Raw genomic sequence first — 17997 nt, 5'->3', positions numbered from 1 at the left:
TATAACGGTGTTTCTCAATTGATAAGATTCACCAGTGCAGATGGCAAACGCAATCGAAACAAAACTACACCAGCCAAACATCAAAATCCAATGATGGTATTCAGAAAACATAATCGTTGGGTATCTGTTCATGATTATCTTTACGGCTTCTCTACCTATCAAAGCAAAACCGACGAACAGAAGGGAGCAACGCGATTTGGTGAGGTGGGATCAAAAACCAGCGATCGCTAACAACTTTCTTCAGTACTAAAAATATTTCTTATATTAGAAGCCGTATTAATACGTAAGCTATCAACCAATTTCAAGTCTGGTGATGTGTGCAAAAATTTATAAAGGTCAAAAACAAGGTAGGATTCCGGTTAAGTAATCTTTCCAGAGTTTTAACGTCTACCTTTTATGGCAAAAATATAAGTGCAACTCTTGATTTAAACAAGTCAGTTAAAAGTTTTCACTTACAGGTCACAAAACTTTTAGAATTTACAAATATCACAGAGTGGGATGGAAAAAAGCTGAGAGAACGAGAAAAAGAAATTAGAGAACAGGCAATGATTTTAGCAGGTCAATGTATAGCTGTTTTATTATATAATCTTTCCGTATCCCCAAAAATCCTAAACTATTCTGTTAGTCAAACACAGGGATGGAGAAATTTAAATACACAAAAACATGGTTCTAAAAAGCGAAAAATAGTAACAATTGGAAACGTCGAAGTAACTTTAACTTTACCTTATGTACTTGAACGGAATCCCACAAGTAAAGAATCTGATAATCCTCTGCTCAATGAGCCAAAAATAAAAACTTCAAATCAAGGATTTTGTCCGTTTTAAAGTGGCTAGGGATGTCTGAAGGTATTACCCCTCTAGTCTGGTCAATAATCGCAAAATATGGTGCGATCGCTAGTTCTTTCGATGCAGCACGTTCGACGCTAACGGATTGGGGAATAAATGTTAGTTTAAAACGAATCGAACGCCTGACTTACCTTTTTGGTGAAATTGGTATTAATCTACGCCAATCAAAAATATTAAATCTGGAGATGAACCACTTATCTAATAGTAATGTTCTCAAAAGCCAACGAGTTGTAATCGCTGTAGATGGTGGAAGAACTAAAATTAGGTTTAATAAAAAGGTAGACGCAGTAAGAAAACAAACCGTCATGGCTTTGTTGGTGAATGGATGGAGCCAAAGTTACTAACAATTTATGTAGTAAATGAAGAAGGTAAAAAAATTAGGACATCGACAATACCTATTACGAATGATGGCACATATTCAGGTTATAAAGAATTCCTCAAAATTTTAGAGATGTATTTAGTAAATTTGGGTATAAGTGAAGCCAAGCAGGTGTTATTGATTGCTGATGGTGCAGAGTGGATATGGATACACATTCCTCTTTTACTAAAAAAATTAAAATGCCCACTTGAAACTTATCAATTATTAGACTTTTATCACGCAGCATCACATTTACAAGATTTTGCTGATGCCGCTTTTAGTACAGATAATGAGCGTCAATCCTGGTTTAAAAATCTCGGAAAATTTTAAAGAAAGGTCAGGCACTAGATTTAATGAGAAATATGGGTGAATTTATTTCCGAGGCAACAGGAGAGCGCTGTAAAATTATGGTAAGAGAGCGAAATTATATTTTAAAAGCGTATAGAAGGAGGCTTTTAAAATATAACGAAGTTGCAGCTCGAAAATTACCTCTCGGTAGTGGTGCAGTTGAAAGTTTAATTCGTCAAGTTGTTAATTTACGCATGAAAGGAAACAGTAAGTTTTGGTTACAAAATAATGCAGAAATTATGTTACATCTGCGTTGTCAATGGATAGCTAAAAGTTGGGATAATTTTTGTGATTCTATCTTTAATTCTTTTATCAAACCCCAAACTGGTTGATAAATTTTATACTTTAATTCTGCCTTCAATTTATTTTCTGCCGTAATTGATACTAAGTATCAAAGACTTGTTGCAGAGATTTTTGGAAATAATCCTCAAATGACTTGCTAGCAATCTTTTGAGATATCTCATCAAGATGATTTTTCGTGTAAATCAATATTTTATTTGTAAATAAAATCACTATTAAATTAAGTATGATTTTTAGCGATCGCTTGATTTTGATCCGACTTCACAAAATCGCGTTGCTCCCCGAACAGAACTAATTGAACGATATTGATGAAATTCATATTTTGATTTTAGTTAGAAACGACGAGAAATTTTCTTCAAGAGCGATGGCGTAACCGCAAGAGGGTTATTTTTCACGCCGAAGGTGGGCGGAACGCCATCGCTCCGAGCAAGCGTGGTCGGTGCGATGGCTGGCGACTAAGCCGTTATTTTGCGTGATTTGGTAGATTGGCGTTTGGGAGTTGAGGCGGATTTAGAAGACGTGTCAGATTTTGCTTTAGCTTTAGTCCGCTTGGGTTTGGTCGGTTGTACTTTTTGAGCGATCGCTGGTGGGAGTAGTCGGAGAGTAGGGAATGGGATAATAACTGCTGGCACTGAAACAGCATGGTCAGGGGATTGCGGTTGTAGCGTCCAGGGGTCGGGGATTTCCTCAAATGCGACGGCGGGAGTGGAGAGTAGGATTTCCTGCTGAGGGGTAGGCTGTGGTTCTATGGTGGAAACTGTTGGCTGTTCGATAACAGGTGGTTGCCATCCAACAGGAGGTAATGGTACAACCCACAAGCCACCAATGAAATCGAAAATCATCAGCGCGACAAAGCTCATCAAGACTGCTTGAATCATGAGGTTAAGAACTAATTGAGTATCCATGATTAACTCCGAATATTTGTAATGGTTCAATGTGGTGAGGTGTTGCAGTTGGGTTTGAAGCGTTTGGTTGGTCGCTGCAACTCTCACATGCGCTTTGGCGTAGCCATTTCATCTAGTTAACAAAGTGAAAGCGAATGATAGTGCGAATGTCCGTGAGGCGTAGTACTGCAACTCTCACCTTGCTTTGGCATAGCCATAAAAATCCAGTTCACAAAGGTGAGTGATTATGTTTACCCAGACTATTGAAATCTCGTTAGCAAAGGCTAAGATCCAAAAAGTCAATCAATTGAAATAAGTAATGGCAAGCAAAGAAATTCAAGTCAGAGAGTACACAGTTAGAGCGCACCAACGCACAATTCACACTCGCACATTCAACTTTGTGTGTAAGCAGTGTGATCAACCGACAAGCCGAGAAACGTTTGGCCCACGCCCTCTGTATTGTGAAACCTGTCGTCCACCTTCGGCTCCCAAGAAGTCTGCCGCCGCACCGCCGAAGAAGGGCAAGCCGAGGGCTAAGACCTATAAAAGTGGCGTGGATTTTCAGAAATAGTTGTGGGGCGATCTCGCTTACGGCACTCGTAGAGATCGCTACTCAAAATTTGACAAAACAGGGCTATTTTTTGTTTTGCGCCCCTACCACCTTACATTTTGTCAAAGAAGAGGTTTCGTTTTAGCAAGCTTGCTATTCTATCAGGCTTTTGCGGTAAAGTAATTTCAGGCTTTTAGAGAAAAATAGAAGAATGTCCCTCCAGCCAGATAGCGTAGGCATCTACTTACGAGAAATCTCTAAATATCCCATGCTGACTCCAGAGCAAGAGATTATATGCGCTAGGCAAGTACAGCAGATGATGGCAGTACAGCAGCATCAACAACAGAGGCAAGAGCAACTACATCGTCAGTTAACTTTGGCAGAACTAGCTACTGACATGGGGAAAAGCGAAACTGAAGTATCCCAGATTCTGCGGTTAGGGCAGAAGGCTAAAGAAAAGATGATTGCGGCTAATCTGCGACTAGTAGTAGCGATCGCTAAAAAGTATCGTTGGAGTCAACTAGAATTTCTAGATTTAGTACAAGAAGGTTCTATTGGGTTGCAAAAAGCAGTCGAGAGATTTGACCCAAACCGAGGGTACAAGTTTTCGACCTGCGCTTACTGGTGGATTCGACAAGAAATTACAAAGGCGATCGCTAACAAGTCCACTACCATAAGAACACCAAGTCACATGAATGACCGATTGATTAAACTCAAAAAAGTACAACGAGAAAGAGCGAGAATGCTGGGGCGATATCCCACAATTGCAGAAATAGCAGAATTTGCCGAACTTCGCCCAGACCAAGTAAAAGAATGTTTAATTGCATTTCGCCAGCCTCTGTCCTTAGATACACCAATGGGGCAAGAAGATGAAGTTGATTTTTGGGAAATTCTACCTAGCGATGTTGCTTCCCCAGATGAATATCTAGACGAAGGATTGATGCGGCAAGATTTGGCAAATTGTTTGCTCACACTTAAACCACTGCAAAGACAGGTGCTGATGTTGCGCTTTGGTTTGGGGAGTGTTGACAAGCTCTCTACTAAACAAATTGCCGCAAGACTCAACATAAAACAAGCAAAAGTTGGGACGACTCAAAAACAGGCGATAAAAGTTTTGCATCGCAAGCAGCCGCAGATGCGAGAGTATTTAGCTTGATGGTTGTCTTCTATATTGTGAGCAATGCCGTCCTTCTCAGGCTTCCAAGAAGTCTGCTACCGTGTGTGTTAAAAAGGCTAAACCTAGACCATTGATTTATAAAAGTGATGGGTGAACTGGACTACAGTAGTAATAATGAACTAATAAAGTAAGTTCATCCATGTTCTCATAATGGATTTATTTGACCAAAATTTAATCAACCAAATTCAAACCCAAGCACCGTTAGCCGCACGAATGCGTCCACGAACACTGGATGAGTTTGTTGGGCAAGAGCATATTATTGGCCCTGGTAGGCTGTTACGACGAGCAATCAGCTTAGATCAGCTATCATCACTGATTTTCTACGGGCCGCCAGGAACGGGAAAAACGACTCTAGCTCGTGTGATAGCCAATACAACTCGCGCTCATTTTCTGGCAATAAATGCCGTTCTCTCAGGTGTCAAAGAAATTAGAGCCGCGATTGACACAGCGCAAGAACAACGTAAATTTCATAATCAACGAACTATTCTGTTTGTGGATGAGGTTCATCGTTTTAATAAATCACAGCAGGATGCTTTGTTGCCTTGGGTAGAGAATGGGACAGTAACATTAATAGGCGCGACTACAGAAAATCCTTACTTTGAAGTTAATAAGGCTTTGGTGAGCCGCTCACGGATTTTTCAACTCAAACCACTCAATGACGAGGATTTGTACAAAGTTGTAAATCAAACCCTAACTGATGAACAAAGAGGTTATGGCCAGTTAAAAGTACAAATTGATGATGAAGCGTTAAAGCATTTAGTAAATGTTGCTAACGGAGATGCGCGTTCACTACTAAATGCGTTGGAATTAGCAGTGGAAACTACACCACCTGATGAAACTGGAATAATTCACATCAATTTAGCAGTAGCAGAAGAGTCAATACAGCAACGCGCAGTTTTATACGATAAGGAAGGAGATGTTCATTTCGATACAATAAGTGCGTTTATCAAAAGTTTGCGTGGTTCAGATCCTGATGCGGCATTATATTGGCTGGCAAAAATGGTTTATGCAGGAGAAGACCCACGATTTATCTTCCGGCGAATGCTAATTCTAGCGAGTGAGGATGTAGGATTGGCTGACCCAAATGCTGTAGTCGTGGTAAATGCGTGTAATGAAGCCTTTGACCGAGTGGGAATGCCAGAAGGGCGTTATCATTTGGCACAAGCAGCGCTGTACTTAGCGACAGCATCAAAGTCAAACAGTGTAATGGGATTTTTTGATGCGTTGGCAGCGATTGAGCAAGAAAAAGAGGCAGAAGTTCCTAACAATTTGAGAGATGCGAACCGAGATAAAAAAGGTTTTGGGCATGGGGCTGGTTATCTTTATCCTCATGCTTATCGAGATCACTGGGTAGCACAGCAATATTTACCCGCCAGCTTACAAGGGCAAGTATTCTATCAACCTTCACTACAAGGACGAGAACGAGAAATCAGTACCGAAGTGTCTCGTCGTCGAGAAGCTCAACTGGCTGCATTAGTTGAAGGGAGCGCGGTTGCTCCTCTAGAGATATTAACTTACGCTACTACTGACCGAGCTAGTGAACGTTGGTTGCAAAGGACGCTTTCTCAAGTAGGTACACAGTTAGCCACAGTGCGCGATCGCATTTTTGACTTAGCACAATTGCAACGCCACCATGTGGTACTGGATCTCAATGCCGGAAGTGGTTTACTAACTTGGGAAGCGCTAAGGCAAACTCCTGAAGGTGGAGTTTATGCCTGTGTTCGCACCAGCAAAGATGCTAATGCGCTATCCCAACAGGCAGCGTCCCTCAAAGAACTAATACGTCCACAAATTTTACAAGCCTCTCTCTCTGATTTAGTTGAGGTTATAACTCAGCAAGCTGCAAATGTACAATTTGATTGTATTATTGGACGCAATGTTTTAGTTTCTGAACTTGATAAGTTAAGTGCCGTTCAAGAGATAGCAAAAATACTACCTCAAACAGGAAAGCTTGTATTTGCAGAGACTGTACCGCGTTACACTCAAAGGTTTTATCGTTTACTAGAGGCTCACCTAGTAGATAGCAAGTTATACAAACGCTTAATATCGGCAGAAGAAGCAATTTATGATGACGGCTCCGACCCCATGCTCAATTGGGATATGGATGACTTGCGTGATGTTTTTAAATTAGCCGGGCTAGAGGCAGATGTAATTGTTGAACCAAATTCAACGCAAATGCACATTAGTAGCCATTTTCTGGAACGTTTGTTTACAGATAGCAGTAATCGACCAAGTTATGCACAACGCCTTCGACGAAATTTAACACCAGAGGAATTAGAAAAGCTCAAGGGGATATTTACACAGTATTTCCTTAATCAAACAATTCTTTGGGAAAGTACTATCGCTTTTATTCGAGTAAACAGAGATTGAATAACAGTGTTACGCCTAACAATGATGTAAATTTTCAAAAGAAATTTCGGCGATCACTGTGTGCTGCTGTGCTGAATAAATTGCTTCTGGTTACTTACACCAGAAGCATTGATTATGTTTTTTACTAATCAGTTGATACTTTCATTCAAGAACTTGATGTGATCGAGCCACAAACTCCAAAAGATTGTTAAACCAGGAGACAAAGTTAAAATAATTTAGTACATCTGTTCTGTAAGGTCTTCAATTTATCTTAAAAGATGAGACAAGGCGAGAAATATTAATTATTGCTACAACTGCTCAGTCTGTTTGCATAAGTTCATTTAATTGAACTAAAAGTTTTTCTAATTTTGTCTTTTTCTTTGGGTCTTCCCAAATTTTTGACTGTCTAAATCGTCGTAAAGTATCATCTGCAAGTTCTTTAAGTGATACTGAATCTTCTTGCACAGCTAACTGCGATTTAGACTGTTGCTCAAGTTCTTTGATTTTGCTTTTGATTTGGCTTAATGTCCAACTAGAGGTGATTGCATCTGAAAGTAATTGTCTCCTAGCATCCTCATTCTGAACTTTGGCAATTGCTTTAGCTTTACTAGGCTCCAACTTTCCCTGGCGTAAAACCTCTAAAATCTCGTTAGGCAGATTTAGTAACGGAAGCCGATTACTGATAAATGAATCTATTTTTATATTGCCAAGCGATGTTAAAACCTCTTGTACTGCTTGAATTACATCATTGCCAATAACGTTATTGGCAGAACTCCTTCCTCTTTGCTGATTTTGAATATGATGTAACAGGGGCGGAATTTCCGATATCTTGAGCTTCAATTTGAGAGCTAAAAGACGTAATACTCCATCTGTTTCTTCTAAATCAGTTAATTCTGAGCGTGCAAAATTTTCAATCAGTGCAATTTCTAAAGCTTCTTCATCATTAAGTTGACGAACAACTACAGGAACCTCAACTAGTTCAAGTATCTGAGCTGCTCGATAACGTTTTGCTCCTGCTACTACTTCATGTTTGTCACTTCCAGAAATAGAACGAACTAATAGTGGTTCAAGAATGCCATTGTTTCTAGCACTAGCGACTATTTTATCTACTTCTTTTGGGTCAATGTAGTATCGCAGTTCCTGTTTAGGTAGCACGATTAAACTTATAGGCATGGTAGCCGTCGTTTGGTTGGTTTCGTTTCTAAAAATGAAATCTTCAACTAATCTCCTATCCCTTGCCATTTGTCATCACTCCTAAAGCTTCGGTAAAAAGTGTTTCAAAATCTTTAGAGGCGCGTTTAGCCGTCGCCCCATTTAATCCCCAAACAGTGGTTCCTTGCCCTGGAGCATCAGCTATTACCTGAAGGTCAAATATCATTGTCTTTAGTAAGGGAAAACCAGTATTTTTCTCCGATAATGCTCTTTGAGCATCCTTTAATAAGACAGTTCCTTTCTTAGCTTGATTTAAAAATAAACCTACGTAGGGCATCCCACCTCTCATCTCTCTAGCTTGACGTAAAATCCTTAACATCTTTGAGGTACTGTGCATATCTAACCCAGCAGGTTTACACGGGATGAGAGCTAAATCACATCTGGCTAGAATTGCTTTTGTTGTCTCGCTGAGGCTTCCCGGCCCATCTACAACAACAGCATTATACTGTTGTGCTAAAAATGGTAATTCATCAAACAAATCATCCGGGTCGATCATCGTTTTGCAAGGCAGTTCTAAATCTTTCATCCAATTGGTACTGCTTTGCTGTGCATCTGCATCGACTACAATTACTGAACCACGCTGGCTTAACCAATAAGCTAAATGCCCAGATATTGTGGTCTTTCCTGCTCCTCCTTTTTGATTCGTCAATCCAATAATCATAATTTTTTAATGGGTTTTATCTTTATTCACCTTCCTTGATGCAACAGTATAAGTGCTTTTTTGCTCTATAGGTAGGGCGACTCCAATGAGAATGCCATCAATTTATCTGTTTAATTAAGACTGCACTAGTCACAAAAGCGATAGCTAGGCTTTTTCCTACAAATGACCTGATGAGTTTCTGTAAGTGATTTCTTGTGCGGCTCAGTTAAGAAATCATCTAGTAGATGAGTTTTTAACATGAGTCACCTTTTGCGATTTTTGTGAAAAAAGCATATCTAATTTTAGATTGGATAGAAAATTTTATGGGGTACATATAGGGGCTAAATATACACTAAATATAATTAAAAGCTTTTTCATTCAATTTGTTACCCATATAGGCTATATTTAGTGTGCTTTAAGGGCATCTTTACTAATATTAGAATTTGTATCGTATTTAACATTCATGACCAGTATTCACGGTTTACAAAAAATCTTCCCCGCAGGTTTTGACAATGGCTATGGAAATCTGAAACTTCTGGTTGAGGGCTTTGATGTCGTCCGCATCCCCAGCTATATCTCTACAGCCGACATGGAAGATGTACCAGGAAGAGTTGAGTTTGAAGGCAAGGCTTACACTGTTGGCGAATCAGCTTTCCGTGCTGGAACACATTTTGAACGCAACACCGACAGCAACGAAAACAAAGTCAAGAATGCACTGACGACTTTGCTGGGAGCATTAGCACATCTGCCACACCGCAAAGCATGGCATTTGAAGATGGTGGTCAGCTTACACGATGTTGGTCTAGCAGAAGAATTGAAACAAATACTTAATGGAGAATATCAGCCGATACTAGCGGGTAAACCATCCGAGGTTAAGGTGGAAGTGCTGAAGGTGATACCTGAAGGAATGGGAGCATTATTCGGACAGCCACTACCCAAAAAGTTAACTGTACTGGACTTTGGCAACGGTACAACTTTGTTTTCGCGTTACAACCAAGGAAAGCGGGAAGTACATACCCCCTACCCAACAGGAGTAGAAGTTCTCATTGACGATATTGCCCAAAAGATGAAGCATCTCAATGGGGGTAAGGTAGGAGATCCAGCCAAGATTCGCTACTGCTTGGAGATGGGGCATACCAAGTATAGTCGTGATATCGACATTAAAGAGATTTACATCTCATGTTTGAAAGACTGGTACGAAAAATATTTAAAGAAGGCTGTGAATCTGGCACTTGATGCCAAGCACTCTGGAGATGAACTCTGGGCAATAGGTGGTGGTTGTCTGTTACCGGGATTTACAAAGCTGCTAGAGAAAAACGGTTTCAAAGTTTTGGACAATCCGGTAGAGGCCAATGCCGTAGGGCTTCTAGAAATGGCGAAAACCATTGCCAGCAAGAACTAGTAAGCCCAGTGTGAGGAAAGACAATGCTTGATGATCATGACAAAGCACCAGAGAGAGTTCGCATCCGAGACAGCTACCGCAAACGTATATTTCTTGAATCGCAAAACCTGGACAAAAGTTACTTGGAAACGCTGTACTTCATTATTGATTGCTACTTTGCCTTAAAGAAAGGCGCATTTCCTATGCAACTAGGAGGCGTACAAACACAAGTTTCCTCCCATCTAACGCTCAACCAACACCAACCACAAGTGCAACAGCCAGAACCAGAGCCAGTTAACGTGACACCCCAAACACCAGAAAAACCCGATGAAGATATATTTACACTGGATTTTGATTTGTGAGTGATGGTCAGGCTAGTTGGTGGGTAATGTGTGGTAAAAGCTAGTGTCTGCACGATGGGATTATGCCAGCCAGGAGCGATCGCTACGTCTATACTGATGCGATGGGCTTACGCCTCGCCTTCTTGCGATGGCATAACCGCCCAGCGTAGCTGATCGCCGACAGTAGCAGAATCTTTCTGCCGTCCCGGTCATTGCGTGAGTCGCACCAAGCCCTTACAAGTCGGGGCATTATTTTGAATCAATCTCTGTGTTAAGTACGACAGCAATTTGAAATATTTTAGGTCAAAACCATGACACAAAACGGCGGCTCTAACAGACTAGAACGACTCGAAGCAATGCTGACAAATCATGCCGAAATGTTAAATCAGCTAACCCCTCTGATAGCGCAAGTGGCACAAATTGCAACTACTACATCAGAAACATTGAGCCGTCACAATGAAGTGCTGACACAGCTTGAGGAACAAACTCGGCAAAATGCCATACAGCAAGCCACTAATACTCAAGCTCTCGCCCAGTTAACCGAAGATGTTGCCAGTTTGGCTGATGTGGTAACAAATGCGATAGAAATTCTTGAGAGTGATCGGGAAGCTTTCAGAGAAGAAATCCGGCGTATTTGGGAATATCTTTTAAAGTCAAACGGTCATGGTGGCGTATAGGTGCTGGGGTGCGATCTAAAGTGGTACGTTCGCCTGAAGGCAGGGCAGAGCATCGTTGCATCTACTTTTTTAGTTTCTACCTGTAGACATTGGTGTACAAATGTTGTGATAAATAAAAAACCCTTTCTTTGAGTAGAAGTTATTAACAGTAGTGGCAGTTATCCTAAAAAGAAATACTCGCTTATAAAAGATGAAGCTTTAGGTATTGCAACGATTCCCAATTCATTGCCTTATCACTGTAAGAATTTGCGGTTTGGAAAATAAAAAATCAACAGCGAAAGCGAGTATAAGGGTACAAACTACGCTAAGTAGGTAACAGTCATGAGTTGGCTAAAAAGAGTTTGTGAAGAAGAAACTATCAGCTTAATAAAGACAATGGACTCTGGGCAATCGGAAACGTGCATGAGTCCTGGGCTGACTGGTGAGTACGATCTCTCACGGCGCGAGAAGGCAGGAGAGCGTCAACCTCCTCCACCTCCTGAATATATGGGGCTTGAGGGTGAATACGATCAACTCGGTTTAGCTAAACGTGTAGCTGAAGCTTTCGAGCAAGCACCACATATCAATGAAATTGAAACTCTACAAATTGGTCAAGATGGTAGCACTATTGTCCTCAAGGGTTCTGTGCCAAGCCAGGAAATCCTAAATCATCTCGAAGATATAGCTGCCAAAGTAGATGGCACTAAGCAAGTTGACACGACCCAGGTTACGATTGCCGCCTCCTCAGCTTAGACGGTGCGTGTTGCCTTAATCCTTAGCTGAATGCCATAAATTCGGTGCTTTCACCCCAATGTCGTCAAACCCTCAAAAAACGACATGGGCTAGGCGATCGCAGTTTCCCCCCAGCCGCCCCAACTTCCTTGCTCGACCGAGCAAGGAAGTTGCACGTAAGCTATTGCCCCGTCCCCGCACCGCAAGAGTTGAGCCGTGTTGCGACAACGAGTTCGTCTTTCAACACGGCTCATCGACTTGTTAGCTGGCTGACAACCGTTAACCAATTCAAAAATCACGATAGAAACTCTAGAACTAGCTGATTAAATTTTTGTGGATGCTCAATCGGACTCCAATGACCGCACTCCTCAATAATCTCCAACTGAGCATGAGAAATAATCTTAACGGCATTCTGAGCATGGGTTACAGGAACCATCGGATCTTGTCTGCCCCAAATAATTAGGGTCGGAGCCTCGATAGTATGCAATCTGTCAGCAATTGACTGATAGAATTGCCCCCAGATATTAAAATTTGAACGACCTAGATTTAATGTTGCTTCTGCTGCTCCTGGAAGCGTTGCCATTTGATAAAACTCTTCGACAATTTCATCAGTGATTAGTTTTGAGTCGTACACTGCCTGTTTACACAACATCGCTACACCTGATTTGCTTGGTGAACTAAACAACTTAGCTAAACCAGGAATTGTGGTAACTCGAAGCAGAAAATTAAGTTCTTTCCCTAGACCCGCACTGCCAACCAGAATTAGTCGCTCAACTAATTGTGGGAAGTTCAACGTTAAAGTGAGTGCTACTCCACCGCCCGCAGAAGTTCCAATCAAATTTGCCTTGGGTATCTCTAAAACCTTCATAAAATCTCGCGTGAACTGAGCCATGAAGTCAAAGGTGTAATGAGCAGCATCGGGTTTATCGGAACGACCTGCACCCACCATATCAAACGCATAAACGCGATGATGTTTGGCTAATTCAAGGATATTGTACTTCCACAACTCAATGTAGCCGCCACCACCATGAAGCAAAATGACCGTGCTGCCTTTTTCTCCCGCTTGCCAATATCGGATATTTACAGAGCCGACTTTGACATACTGATCTTGCAATTGTTCAGCTTGATTCATCTCAACCTTACCAAACTGTAACTTAGACTTCAAATTTCAACTTTTAGCGATCTCTTCAAAATTATCTTAGGCTCAAACATGGGGTCATCGTGCCAAAACGGGAAAACTGTACGTTAAGGAATATATCCTTACCGCCAAATCGTTATTATAACTGGGTTATAGCCTCAGTCCCCTGAAAATTTTCAATTATGGATCTAAATCAGGCTCCAAAACCAACTTGCCCATAAACGATGCTTGGATGCTGTGAATTTGGGTACGGTAGAATCAACTTTTCAGACTACTCCATGTCAAGAACTTGTCCATAAATGATTGTTATCTTGAGGTAAATGGCTACAGCATAGATTCAGTAAGTAATTCAACCTTGTTTATGCTTTCTACAAAGTACAGAAATTTTACATTTTGTGACGGATATTTCGGTAACAGCCAGTTTTATTGATTTGGTTAGTTTTGTAGAAAGGCTGCATGATAAATTTCTACTAAGTTTGAAAATACTGTGTTTTGTTGTTGTTGTTTACTTTGTAGAAAGTAAAAATACACCCCAAGATAATGGTTATTTTTGGACATGATCAACGCCGCTTCAGAGCTTCAAACCTTAAAAATCATAAATTTTTCAATATACAAGCGTACAATTTTCCCCTTTTGGCACGATGACCCCTTTTTCCCCATTATCCATTACCCATTCCTACTGGGGTTTAAGTTGCTGGATGATAAAAACCTGTTTCTTCGTTAAATTCCCACCCCATGCTCGAACTATCCTTGCCCTTGCACCATGCCACAAAAAGCGGTGGTGGCAACTTTACTGTCTGTTCACGCAGAGTTTCCACGTTAACACCAAGGCGAGAAGCCAAACCAACTTCTGTTAAGGGCTTCATCCGGGGAGTAGAAGCTTGAGCATATGAGCTTCTACCATATGATTTACCGCGCTGCTTCGGTTGATTGTTCAGGTAGATTTGAATTTTTCTAATCGCATCAGCCAACTGTTCTATACGGGAGGCCATTGATTCAAATTTTTGCTCTAATTCATTCTGTTGAGGATGAGATTGTATTTCGATACTAGTTGACTTATTTTCAATTTGAGTTTCAATCTCGTCAAGTCGAGAGTAAATGGTTGATATCGCTTCTGAATCACCATTACTGGGATTGTCAGTTAGATTGTGGCGTAAGTATTCCTCAACAATCTCTTTTATCCTAGAGTCCAGCCCGTTGTTATCCAAATCATGATGAGCAACTTGATCAAGGTTATCAAAGGAACCGTCAAGGTACAACTGGATAAAACGAGTCAGTGTCGCTGTGGCTGTTGTTCCCTGAGACTGACAGCGAAGAATAAAACGCTCCCACATCTTTTGGTCGCAGTTGAAAGATGCTAATTTCTTCCCCTTGCCAGTGTTGCTCATGTCGTTTGTCTAGGTAGCTTTTGGCTTACTAATAAAAGCTCTTAAGTTACTTACCTTTATAGCCACCTTGACAATATCATTATCTGTAGAGCAATTGTAATATCAGGCGATGGCGCAAGCGCTCATAGCGTAGCTGATCGCTTTATTAGCGGGCGGTTCCGCAATCGCCTACAAAATTCGCCCTCAATACCAGTAAACGCAGCAAACAATTCTTCACCTTTCACACGGTTTTCTTTTTAGGCTTGGGTTTTGGGCTATCACCCTGAGCTGGAGTATTTTTGTTTTGTTGTCGTTTTTGCTTGCTTACCTGTACTTTATCTCCCTTACGAGCGCTCAGAAACCGAGGAGCATTTTCACTAGGTAAACCCAACATTGATTCAAAATGAAACACATTCTCTTGCGGTGAAAATTTGGCTTTCACTTGCACAAAATATCTTTTACCTTGTTCTTCTTTTGGCAAATTAGGGTTAAATCGAAAGGGAGGAACCACTGGTTCATGCCAAATTACAGGCAGGTGTGCTGCTTTCATAAAATTTACTCTCTGCTCAGAATCGGCTGATTTTATATAATCAAGTCGTTCTTGATTCAGATTTTTAAATATACTAATACAGGGAACTTTCGACACTCTAATAAACTGCCATAGTCCTAAGAGCTTAAATTCTAAATCTTGGCACTCTGAAAACATCCCTTTGTCAGAATTTTCTGATTTAAAATTAACTAATTCAAAATCAATGATGTGTGGCTGTTGGCGACGAGGAAAGTGCGTTGCTTTAGGATATACCATTAATGTTTGAAATGTCGTGCCTGTATTCTTCATCCGATATTTCAAAGCGGTGAATAGTTGATGATTCTTGCGCTGGCATCTTAACTTGTACTCGCGCCCTTGAATGGTGATGGTAGCCAGCAAATTACCTGTGATGTTAACCTCTCCACTGATCACACCGATCGCTTGGAAAAAATTACTATTCTCTGATTTTTGGCTAGACTGTTCTTGGCTGTTGTGAGTTTGAGTGTCGATAGATTGCATCTGATCAGTCATGGGTTTTTATTTCAGTGTAGCGTCGGTAATATGTGAAGCACGATGACATCTTTATCAAACTCCAGAACCATCTTTCATCACCCAAATTTTGTCATTATCATAAAATTCCCCCCGTTGTTCTAGTGTAAACCCACCGAGCAGCAAACCCAGCCACACCTCCACCATCGGCATTTTCAACTTGCGTTGCAGTTTCGGCAGAGGAATTTCATCTTTTACCTGCACCAGATATTGAGCGATCGCACTCCGCCACTTATCAACATCCTCATCCCCTGCAAGACGATGCACGTCCTCTACAGTCTGAATCTCCAGCATCGCCAGCACATTCTCTTTCTCCACAGGTGCGGCTACTGAATCATCTCTAGTAATAGGATGAGTGAACTGATGCGGCCCATGTGGTCTAAAGCTTTGCGTTGGTGGTTCTTCGATTAAGTCATCCAAGTCAAGCTGCATGGTTGTTCTCACCAAACCAGCAAAGATATCTGTGCTGATGACTGGCCCATCAGTATCCGTTTGTGCGCGGACATCCTCTAACAACAATTGGGCGCGGGTTTTGAGGATATCCGCGATTTGGGAGAAAGCGGCGGCGGCGATCGCTAATTGTGCTTCTACTGATAAATCCTCTAACTCAGTGTCTAAACATGACCACACCGCAGCGAGTGAAGAGGTGGGTGGCGCTTCGGATATTTCATCAAGAATGTCCCAGATTGTCATCTGTCGGTATGCGGTCATACTTGGGGGTGCAATGGGCAGGGTCTTACTGGGCAGTGAGTAGGACTGATTTCAAACAATTCTTTATATTGGTAAAGCGTAACATTATATCTCACCGTTCGCGTAATAGAATTTGACTTACGAGGAATTATCCACAAGATTGCTATAAATATCAGGTGAAAGCCCAAGTAAACTAATGATTTCCTGCTGTAGAGGGTTTAAAGGAGGAACATAACCAAAACGCTGACCACGGGCTTCAATAATCGTCAAAGTGATATTAGAAAAAGCACGTAACAACCGTTCAGCAGTAGGTTGGGCAGTTCGTTTGTTTGGATGTTCGGGATAAAGTCCAGCAAGAGAGTTGACTGACTGTACAGTCAGTTGTCGTCTGACAACAAACTCAATGATTGTCAGCAAACGGAGGGCGAGACTCAGTAAATTAATCAGACCTGTAACTTGGTCATCACGTTGCACAAACATTGGGGCAATCGAAAGTGACGCACCCTTAAGGCGATGAAAACCACGTTCAGCAATCCATTCGTCTCTATAAGTCAGAACACCTTGTTCGAGAGATAAGTGACTCTTTGGAGCATTGCTGACAAAAGCCCTCCAGCCAAAAGTTTTTGAGCTTGGGCAATAGCACTTTCATTGCGGATAACGGTCTGGATTTGATACCTAATTTTGTGTGTAATTTGCTTGGGGCGGGATGTGGGACGACCTCGACCAATGTAGGTTTGTTCAACAGTTTCCTGGCACTCATAATCGAAACTCAGTAAGCCTTCGACTCGATGAAGGCGCAGAATTTGTGTTGCTTTTTGTAATAAAACCTGTAGGTCGTTGATTTGTCGTTTACCGCGACCTTTTTGTGGAGTTAACGCCATCAACTTCTGCTGTGCGTTGTGAAGTCGTGTCTCTAATCCTTGAATTTGTTGTTTTGCAAGTGTCTGTGAATGAATCACAAACACCCTTTCTTGCCAGCATAGTAATGGCAATTGTTCATCAACCACCTCGACATGACGACACACCTCATAGCCAGTGGCGATAGTAGTTTCAAGGACATCTAAGTCTTGGCTGGTTTCACTGTTGTGATGAACACTGGTTCGCTTGATATCCACAAGTGGAAATTTACCAGCAACAGCATCATCTATCCAGCCAGCAAGAAGTTCTGGAGTTTTACCAACTAAGGATAATGGGCATAGGTAGTAATCTCCCTGAATATGTATGTTGCAGCGTGTTGATAGTGAACTCATTTTACAGTCACCAACAAACAACAACCCTTTTTTGTTCAACGTGGCAGCAATTTGTTGGTAGGCGGGAATGTACAACCCATCATCTGCTTGTTCTCCAGATACCACCTGGGTGACAAGGGGCATCCCCAATGGGTCAATCATCCCCATCATTAGTTTTACCTGTGGCAGGTTCGGGTCATCCTTGCTGTGTCCAAATTGGAATAAACCTGACTCGCTGATTAAATGGTGTCCACTGATTGTTGTTGCATCTAAACGTACTTGCTCCACCCCTAATTCATAGGCTCGGATGGTGTTTTGCGTGAGAAACCGTTCTATTTGTGACCAAGTTTCGGGCTTGCTTAATCGCTTCAACAGTATTCCTAAACGGTCATCGGTAAAGTCTGTTTCTCTAATTTTGATTGAGCATACTTGCTCTATGGTGTAGCGTCTTTGTTCTACCCATTCTCGAACACGTACTTTTCGGTGGTCGCCCTGTGAGATGATATATGATAACCAAATGCAAGCTACCCATCCCCAATCCAGTCCTTCTTGTTTCCAGTGACGTGGCAGATGTTGGTTGAGGATTTCTGGTAGTCCCATTTTTTTCATCACCTCTAGCAGCAGAACAATATCGTCGATTCGTTCTGAGATTATTTGTTGGGGTAAATGTGCCATTTCTCACACTTACCATTAAACCGTTACACCCTACACAACTTTCTGGC

The 17997-nt window shown here is 41.5% G+C and carries 19 protein-coding genes and 1 pseudogene; 10 read left to right on the top strand and 10 right to left on the bottom strand.

Features of this window, described 5'->3' with window-relative positions:
* The first annotated feature begins 18 nt into the window (after positions 1–18).
* Positions 19–231 (top strand): hypothetical protein, encoded by a 213-nt coding sequence (locus NSMS1_RS32330; protein ID WP_224095562.1) that lies wholly within the window; start codon positions 19–21, stop codon positions 229–231.
* A 254-nt stretch (positions 232–485) separates the two neighbouring features.
* A pseudogene (locus tag NSMS1_RS32325) lies at positions 486–1883 on the top strand (ISLre2 family transposase).
* Between the two features lie 423 nt (positions 1884–2306).
* Here NSMS1_RS32325 and NSMS1_RS32320 read toward each other — a convergent pair.
* A complete protein-coding gene (locus NSMS1_RS32320; protein ID WP_224095561.1) occupies positions 2307–2756 on the bottom strand; it encodes a hypothetical protein in 450 nt (149 codons plus the stop codon).
* Between the two features lie 298 nt (positions 2757–3054).
* Here NSMS1_RS32320 and NSMS1_RS32315 point away from each other — a divergent pair, with 298 nt between their 5' ends.
* The 3 genes from NSMS1_RS32315 (at position 3055) to NSMS1_RS32305 (ending at position 6832) form a co-directional block, all read left to right on the top strand.
* Positions 3055–3306, top strand: a complete 252-nt coding sequence (locus tag NSMS1_RS32315; protein WP_224095560.1) for a hypothetical protein — start codon at positions 3055–3057, stop codon at positions 3304–3306.
* 190 nt (positions 3307–3496) lie between these two features.
* Entirely contained in the window at positions 3497–4441 is a 945-nt protein-coding gene (locus tag NSMS1_RS32310; protein WP_224095559.1) for an RNA polymerase sigma factor, RpoD/SigA family, read from the top strand.
* A gap of 171 nt (positions 4442–4612) precedes the next feature.
* Entirely contained in the window at positions 4613–6832 is a 2220-nt protein-coding gene (locus tag NSMS1_RS32305) for an AAA family ATPase (protein WP_224095558.1), read from the top strand.
* A 297-nt stretch (positions 6833–7129) separates the two neighbouring features.
* Here the strand turns inward: NSMS1_RS32305 and NSMS1_RS32300 are convergent, their stop codons facing one another.
* Positions 7130–8053, bottom strand: coding sequence for a ParB/RepB/Spo0J family partition protein (locus NSMS1_RS32300; protein ID WP_224095557.1), 924 nt, complete (start codon positions 8051–8053; stop codon positions 7130–7132).
* The gene (locus NSMS1_RS32295) at positions 8040–8684 is read right to left on the bottom strand and encodes a ParA family protein (protein ID WP_224095556.1); all 645 of its coding nucleotides are present in this window, start codon (positions 8682–8684) and stop codon (positions 8040–8042) included. The genes NSMS1_RS32300 and NSMS1_RS32295 overlap by 14 nt, the downstream gene beginning before the upstream one ends.
* Before the next feature lie 442 nt (positions 8685–9126).
* Here NSMS1_RS32295 and NSMS1_RS32290 point away from each other — a divergent pair, with 442 nt between their 5' ends.
* From NSMS1_RS32290 to NSMS1_RS32275, 5 genes are all read left to right on the top strand, one after another.
* Positions 9127–10065: a ParM/StbA family protein gene (locus NSMS1_RS32290; protein WP_224095555.1), complete on the top strand. Its 939-nt coding sequence runs from the start codon at positions 9127–9129 to the stop codon at positions 10063–10065.
* Positions 10066–10088: 23 nt separating this feature from the next.
* Complete coding sequence (locus NSMS1_RS32285) at positions 10089–10406, top strand: hypothetical protein (RefSeq protein WP_224095554.1); 318 nt, start codon at positions 10089–10091, stop codon at positions 10404–10406.
* A gap of 30 nt (positions 10407–10436) precedes the next feature.
* Positions 10437–10559 (top strand): hypothetical protein, encoded by a 123-nt coding sequence (locus NSMS1_RS35230; RefSeq protein WP_263432600.1) that lies wholly within the window; start codon positions 10437–10439, stop codon positions 10557–10559.
* A gap of 137 nt (positions 10560–10696) precedes the next feature.
* Entirely contained in the window at positions 10697–11062 is a 366-nt protein-coding gene (locus tag NSMS1_RS32280) for a hypothetical protein (protein ID WP_224095553.1), read from the top strand.
* Between the two features lie 321 nt (positions 11063–11383).
* Positions 11384–11794 carry a BON domain-containing protein gene (locus NSMS1_RS32275; protein WP_224095552.1) on the top strand — a complete coding sequence of 137 codons (411 nt, stop codon included), beginning with the start codon at positions 11384–11386 and terminating at the stop codon, positions 11792–11794.
* 89 nt (positions 11795–11883) lie between these two features.
* On the opposite strand, the gene NSMS1_RS32270 is transcribed toward NSMS1_RS32275, so the two are convergent.
* The 7 genes from NSMS1_RS32270 to NSMS1_RS32240 all read right to left on the bottom strand — a co-directional run bounded on the left by NSMS1_RS32270 (position 11884) and on the right by NSMS1_RS32240 (position 17950).
* Positions 11884–12072: a hypothetical protein gene (locus NSMS1_RS32270; RefSeq protein WP_224095551.1), complete on the bottom strand. Its 189-nt coding sequence runs from the start codon at positions 12070–12072 to the stop codon at positions 11884–11886.
* Complete coding sequence (locus NSMS1_RS32265; protein WP_224095550.1) at positions 12069–12905, bottom strand: alpha/beta fold hydrolase; 837 nt, start codon at positions 12903–12905, stop codon at positions 12069–12071. The genes NSMS1_RS32270 and NSMS1_RS32265 overlap by 4 nt, the downstream gene beginning before the upstream one ends.
* Positions 12906–13597: 692 nt before the next feature.
* Positions 13598–14299 (bottom strand): hypothetical protein, encoded by a 702-nt coding sequence (locus tag NSMS1_RS32260; RefSeq protein WP_224095549.1) that lies wholly within the window; start codon positions 14297–14299, stop codon positions 13598–13600.
* 220 nt (positions 14300–14519) lie between these two features.
* Positions 14520–15338: a hypothetical protein gene (locus tag NSMS1_RS32255; RefSeq protein ID WP_224095548.1), complete on the bottom strand. Its 819-nt coding sequence runs from the start codon at positions 15336–15338 to the stop codon at positions 14520–14522.
* Between the two features lie 54 nt (positions 15339–15392).
* On the bottom strand, positions 15393–16067 hold the full coding sequence (locus tag NSMS1_RS32250) for a hypothetical protein (RefSeq protein ID WP_224095547.1): 675 nt from the start codon (positions 16065–16067) through the stop codon (positions 15393–15395).
* Positions 16068–16184: 117 nt separating this feature from the next.
* Complete coding sequence (locus NSMS1_RS32245; protein WP_224095546.1) at positions 16185–16526, bottom strand: hypothetical protein; 342 nt, start codon at positions 16524–16526, stop codon at positions 16185–16187.
* Positions 16527–16597: 71 nt separating this feature from the next.
* A complete protein-coding gene (locus NSMS1_RS32240; protein WP_224095545.1) occupies positions 16598–17950 on the bottom strand; it encodes a hypothetical protein in 1353 nt (450 codons plus the stop codon).
* Positions 17951–17997 lie beyond the last annotated feature (47 nt).

Source organism: Nostoc sp. MS1 (assembly GCF_019976755.1).
Classification (GTDB): domain Bacteria; phylum Cyanobacteriota; class Cyanobacteriia; order Cyanobacteriales; family Nostocaceae; genus Trichormus.
This window is presented reverse-complemented; position numbering and strand designations above follow the sequence as displayed.

Bases quoted from the DNA above. Each gene is read 5' to 3' on its own strand.
- NSMS1_RS32295 (WP_224095556.1), bottom strand. From the start codon at position 8,684: ATGATTATTGGATTGACGAATCAAAAAGGAGGAGCAGGAAAGACCACA.
- NSMS1_RS32260 (WP_224095549.1), bottom strand. From the start codon at position 14,299: ATGAGCAACACTGGCAAGGGGAAGAAATTAGCATCTTTCAACTGCGAC.
- NSMS1_RS32315 (WP_224095560.1), top strand. From the start codon at position 3,055: ATGGCAAGCAAAGAAATTCAAGTCAGAGAGTACACAGTTAGAGCGCAC.
- NSMS1_RS32290 (WP_224095555.1), top strand. From the start codon at position 9,127: ATGACCAGTATTCACGGTTTACAAAAAATCTTCCCCGCAGGTTTTGAC.
- NSMS1_RS32275 (WP_224095552.1), top strand. From the start codon at position 11,384: ATGAGTTGGCTAAAAAGAGTTTGTGAAGAAGAAACTATCAGCTTAATA.
- NSMS1_RS32305 (WP_224095558.1), top strand. From the start codon at position 4,613: ATGGATTTATTTGACCAAAATTTAATCAACCAAATTCAAACCCAAGCA.
- NSMS1_RS32265 (WP_224095550.1), bottom strand. From the start codon at position 12,905: ATGAATCAAGCTGAACAATTGCAAGATCAGTATGTCAAAGTCGGCTCT.
- NSMS1_RS32310 (WP_224095559.1), top strand. From the start codon at position 3,497: ATGTCCCTCCAGCCAGATAGCGTAGGCATCTACTTACGAGAAATCTCT.
- NSMS1_RS32245 (WP_224095546.1), bottom strand. From the start codon at position 16,526: ATGTTTGTGCAACGTGATGACCAAGTTACAGGTCTGATTAATTTACTG.
- NSMS1_RS32285 (WP_224095554.1), top strand. From the start codon at position 10,089: ATGCTTGATGATCATGACAAAGCACCAGAGAGAGTTCGCATCCGAGAC.
- NSMS1_RS32240 (WP_224095545.1), bottom strand. From the start codon at position 17,950: ATGGCACATTTACCCCAACAAATAATCTCAGAACGAATCGACGATATT.
- NSMS1_RS32300 (WP_224095557.1), bottom strand. From the start codon at position 8,053: ATGGCAAGGGATAGGAGATTAGTTGAAGATTTCATTTTTAGAAACGAA.
- NSMS1_RS32280 (WP_224095553.1), top strand. From the start codon at position 10,697: ATGACACAAAACGGCGGCTCTAACAGACTAGAACGACTCGAAGCAATG.
- NSMS1_RS32320 (WP_224095561.1), bottom strand. From the start codon at position 2,756: ATGGATACTCAATTAGTTCTTAACCTCATGATTCAAGCAGTCTTGATG.
- NSMS1_RS32250 (WP_224095547.1), bottom strand. From the start codon at position 16,067: ATGACCGCATACCGACAGATGACAATCTGGGACATTCTTGATGAAATA.
- NSMS1_RS32255 (WP_224095548.1), bottom strand. From the start codon at position 15,338: ATGACTGATCAGATGCAATCTATCGACACTCAAACTCACAACAGCCAA.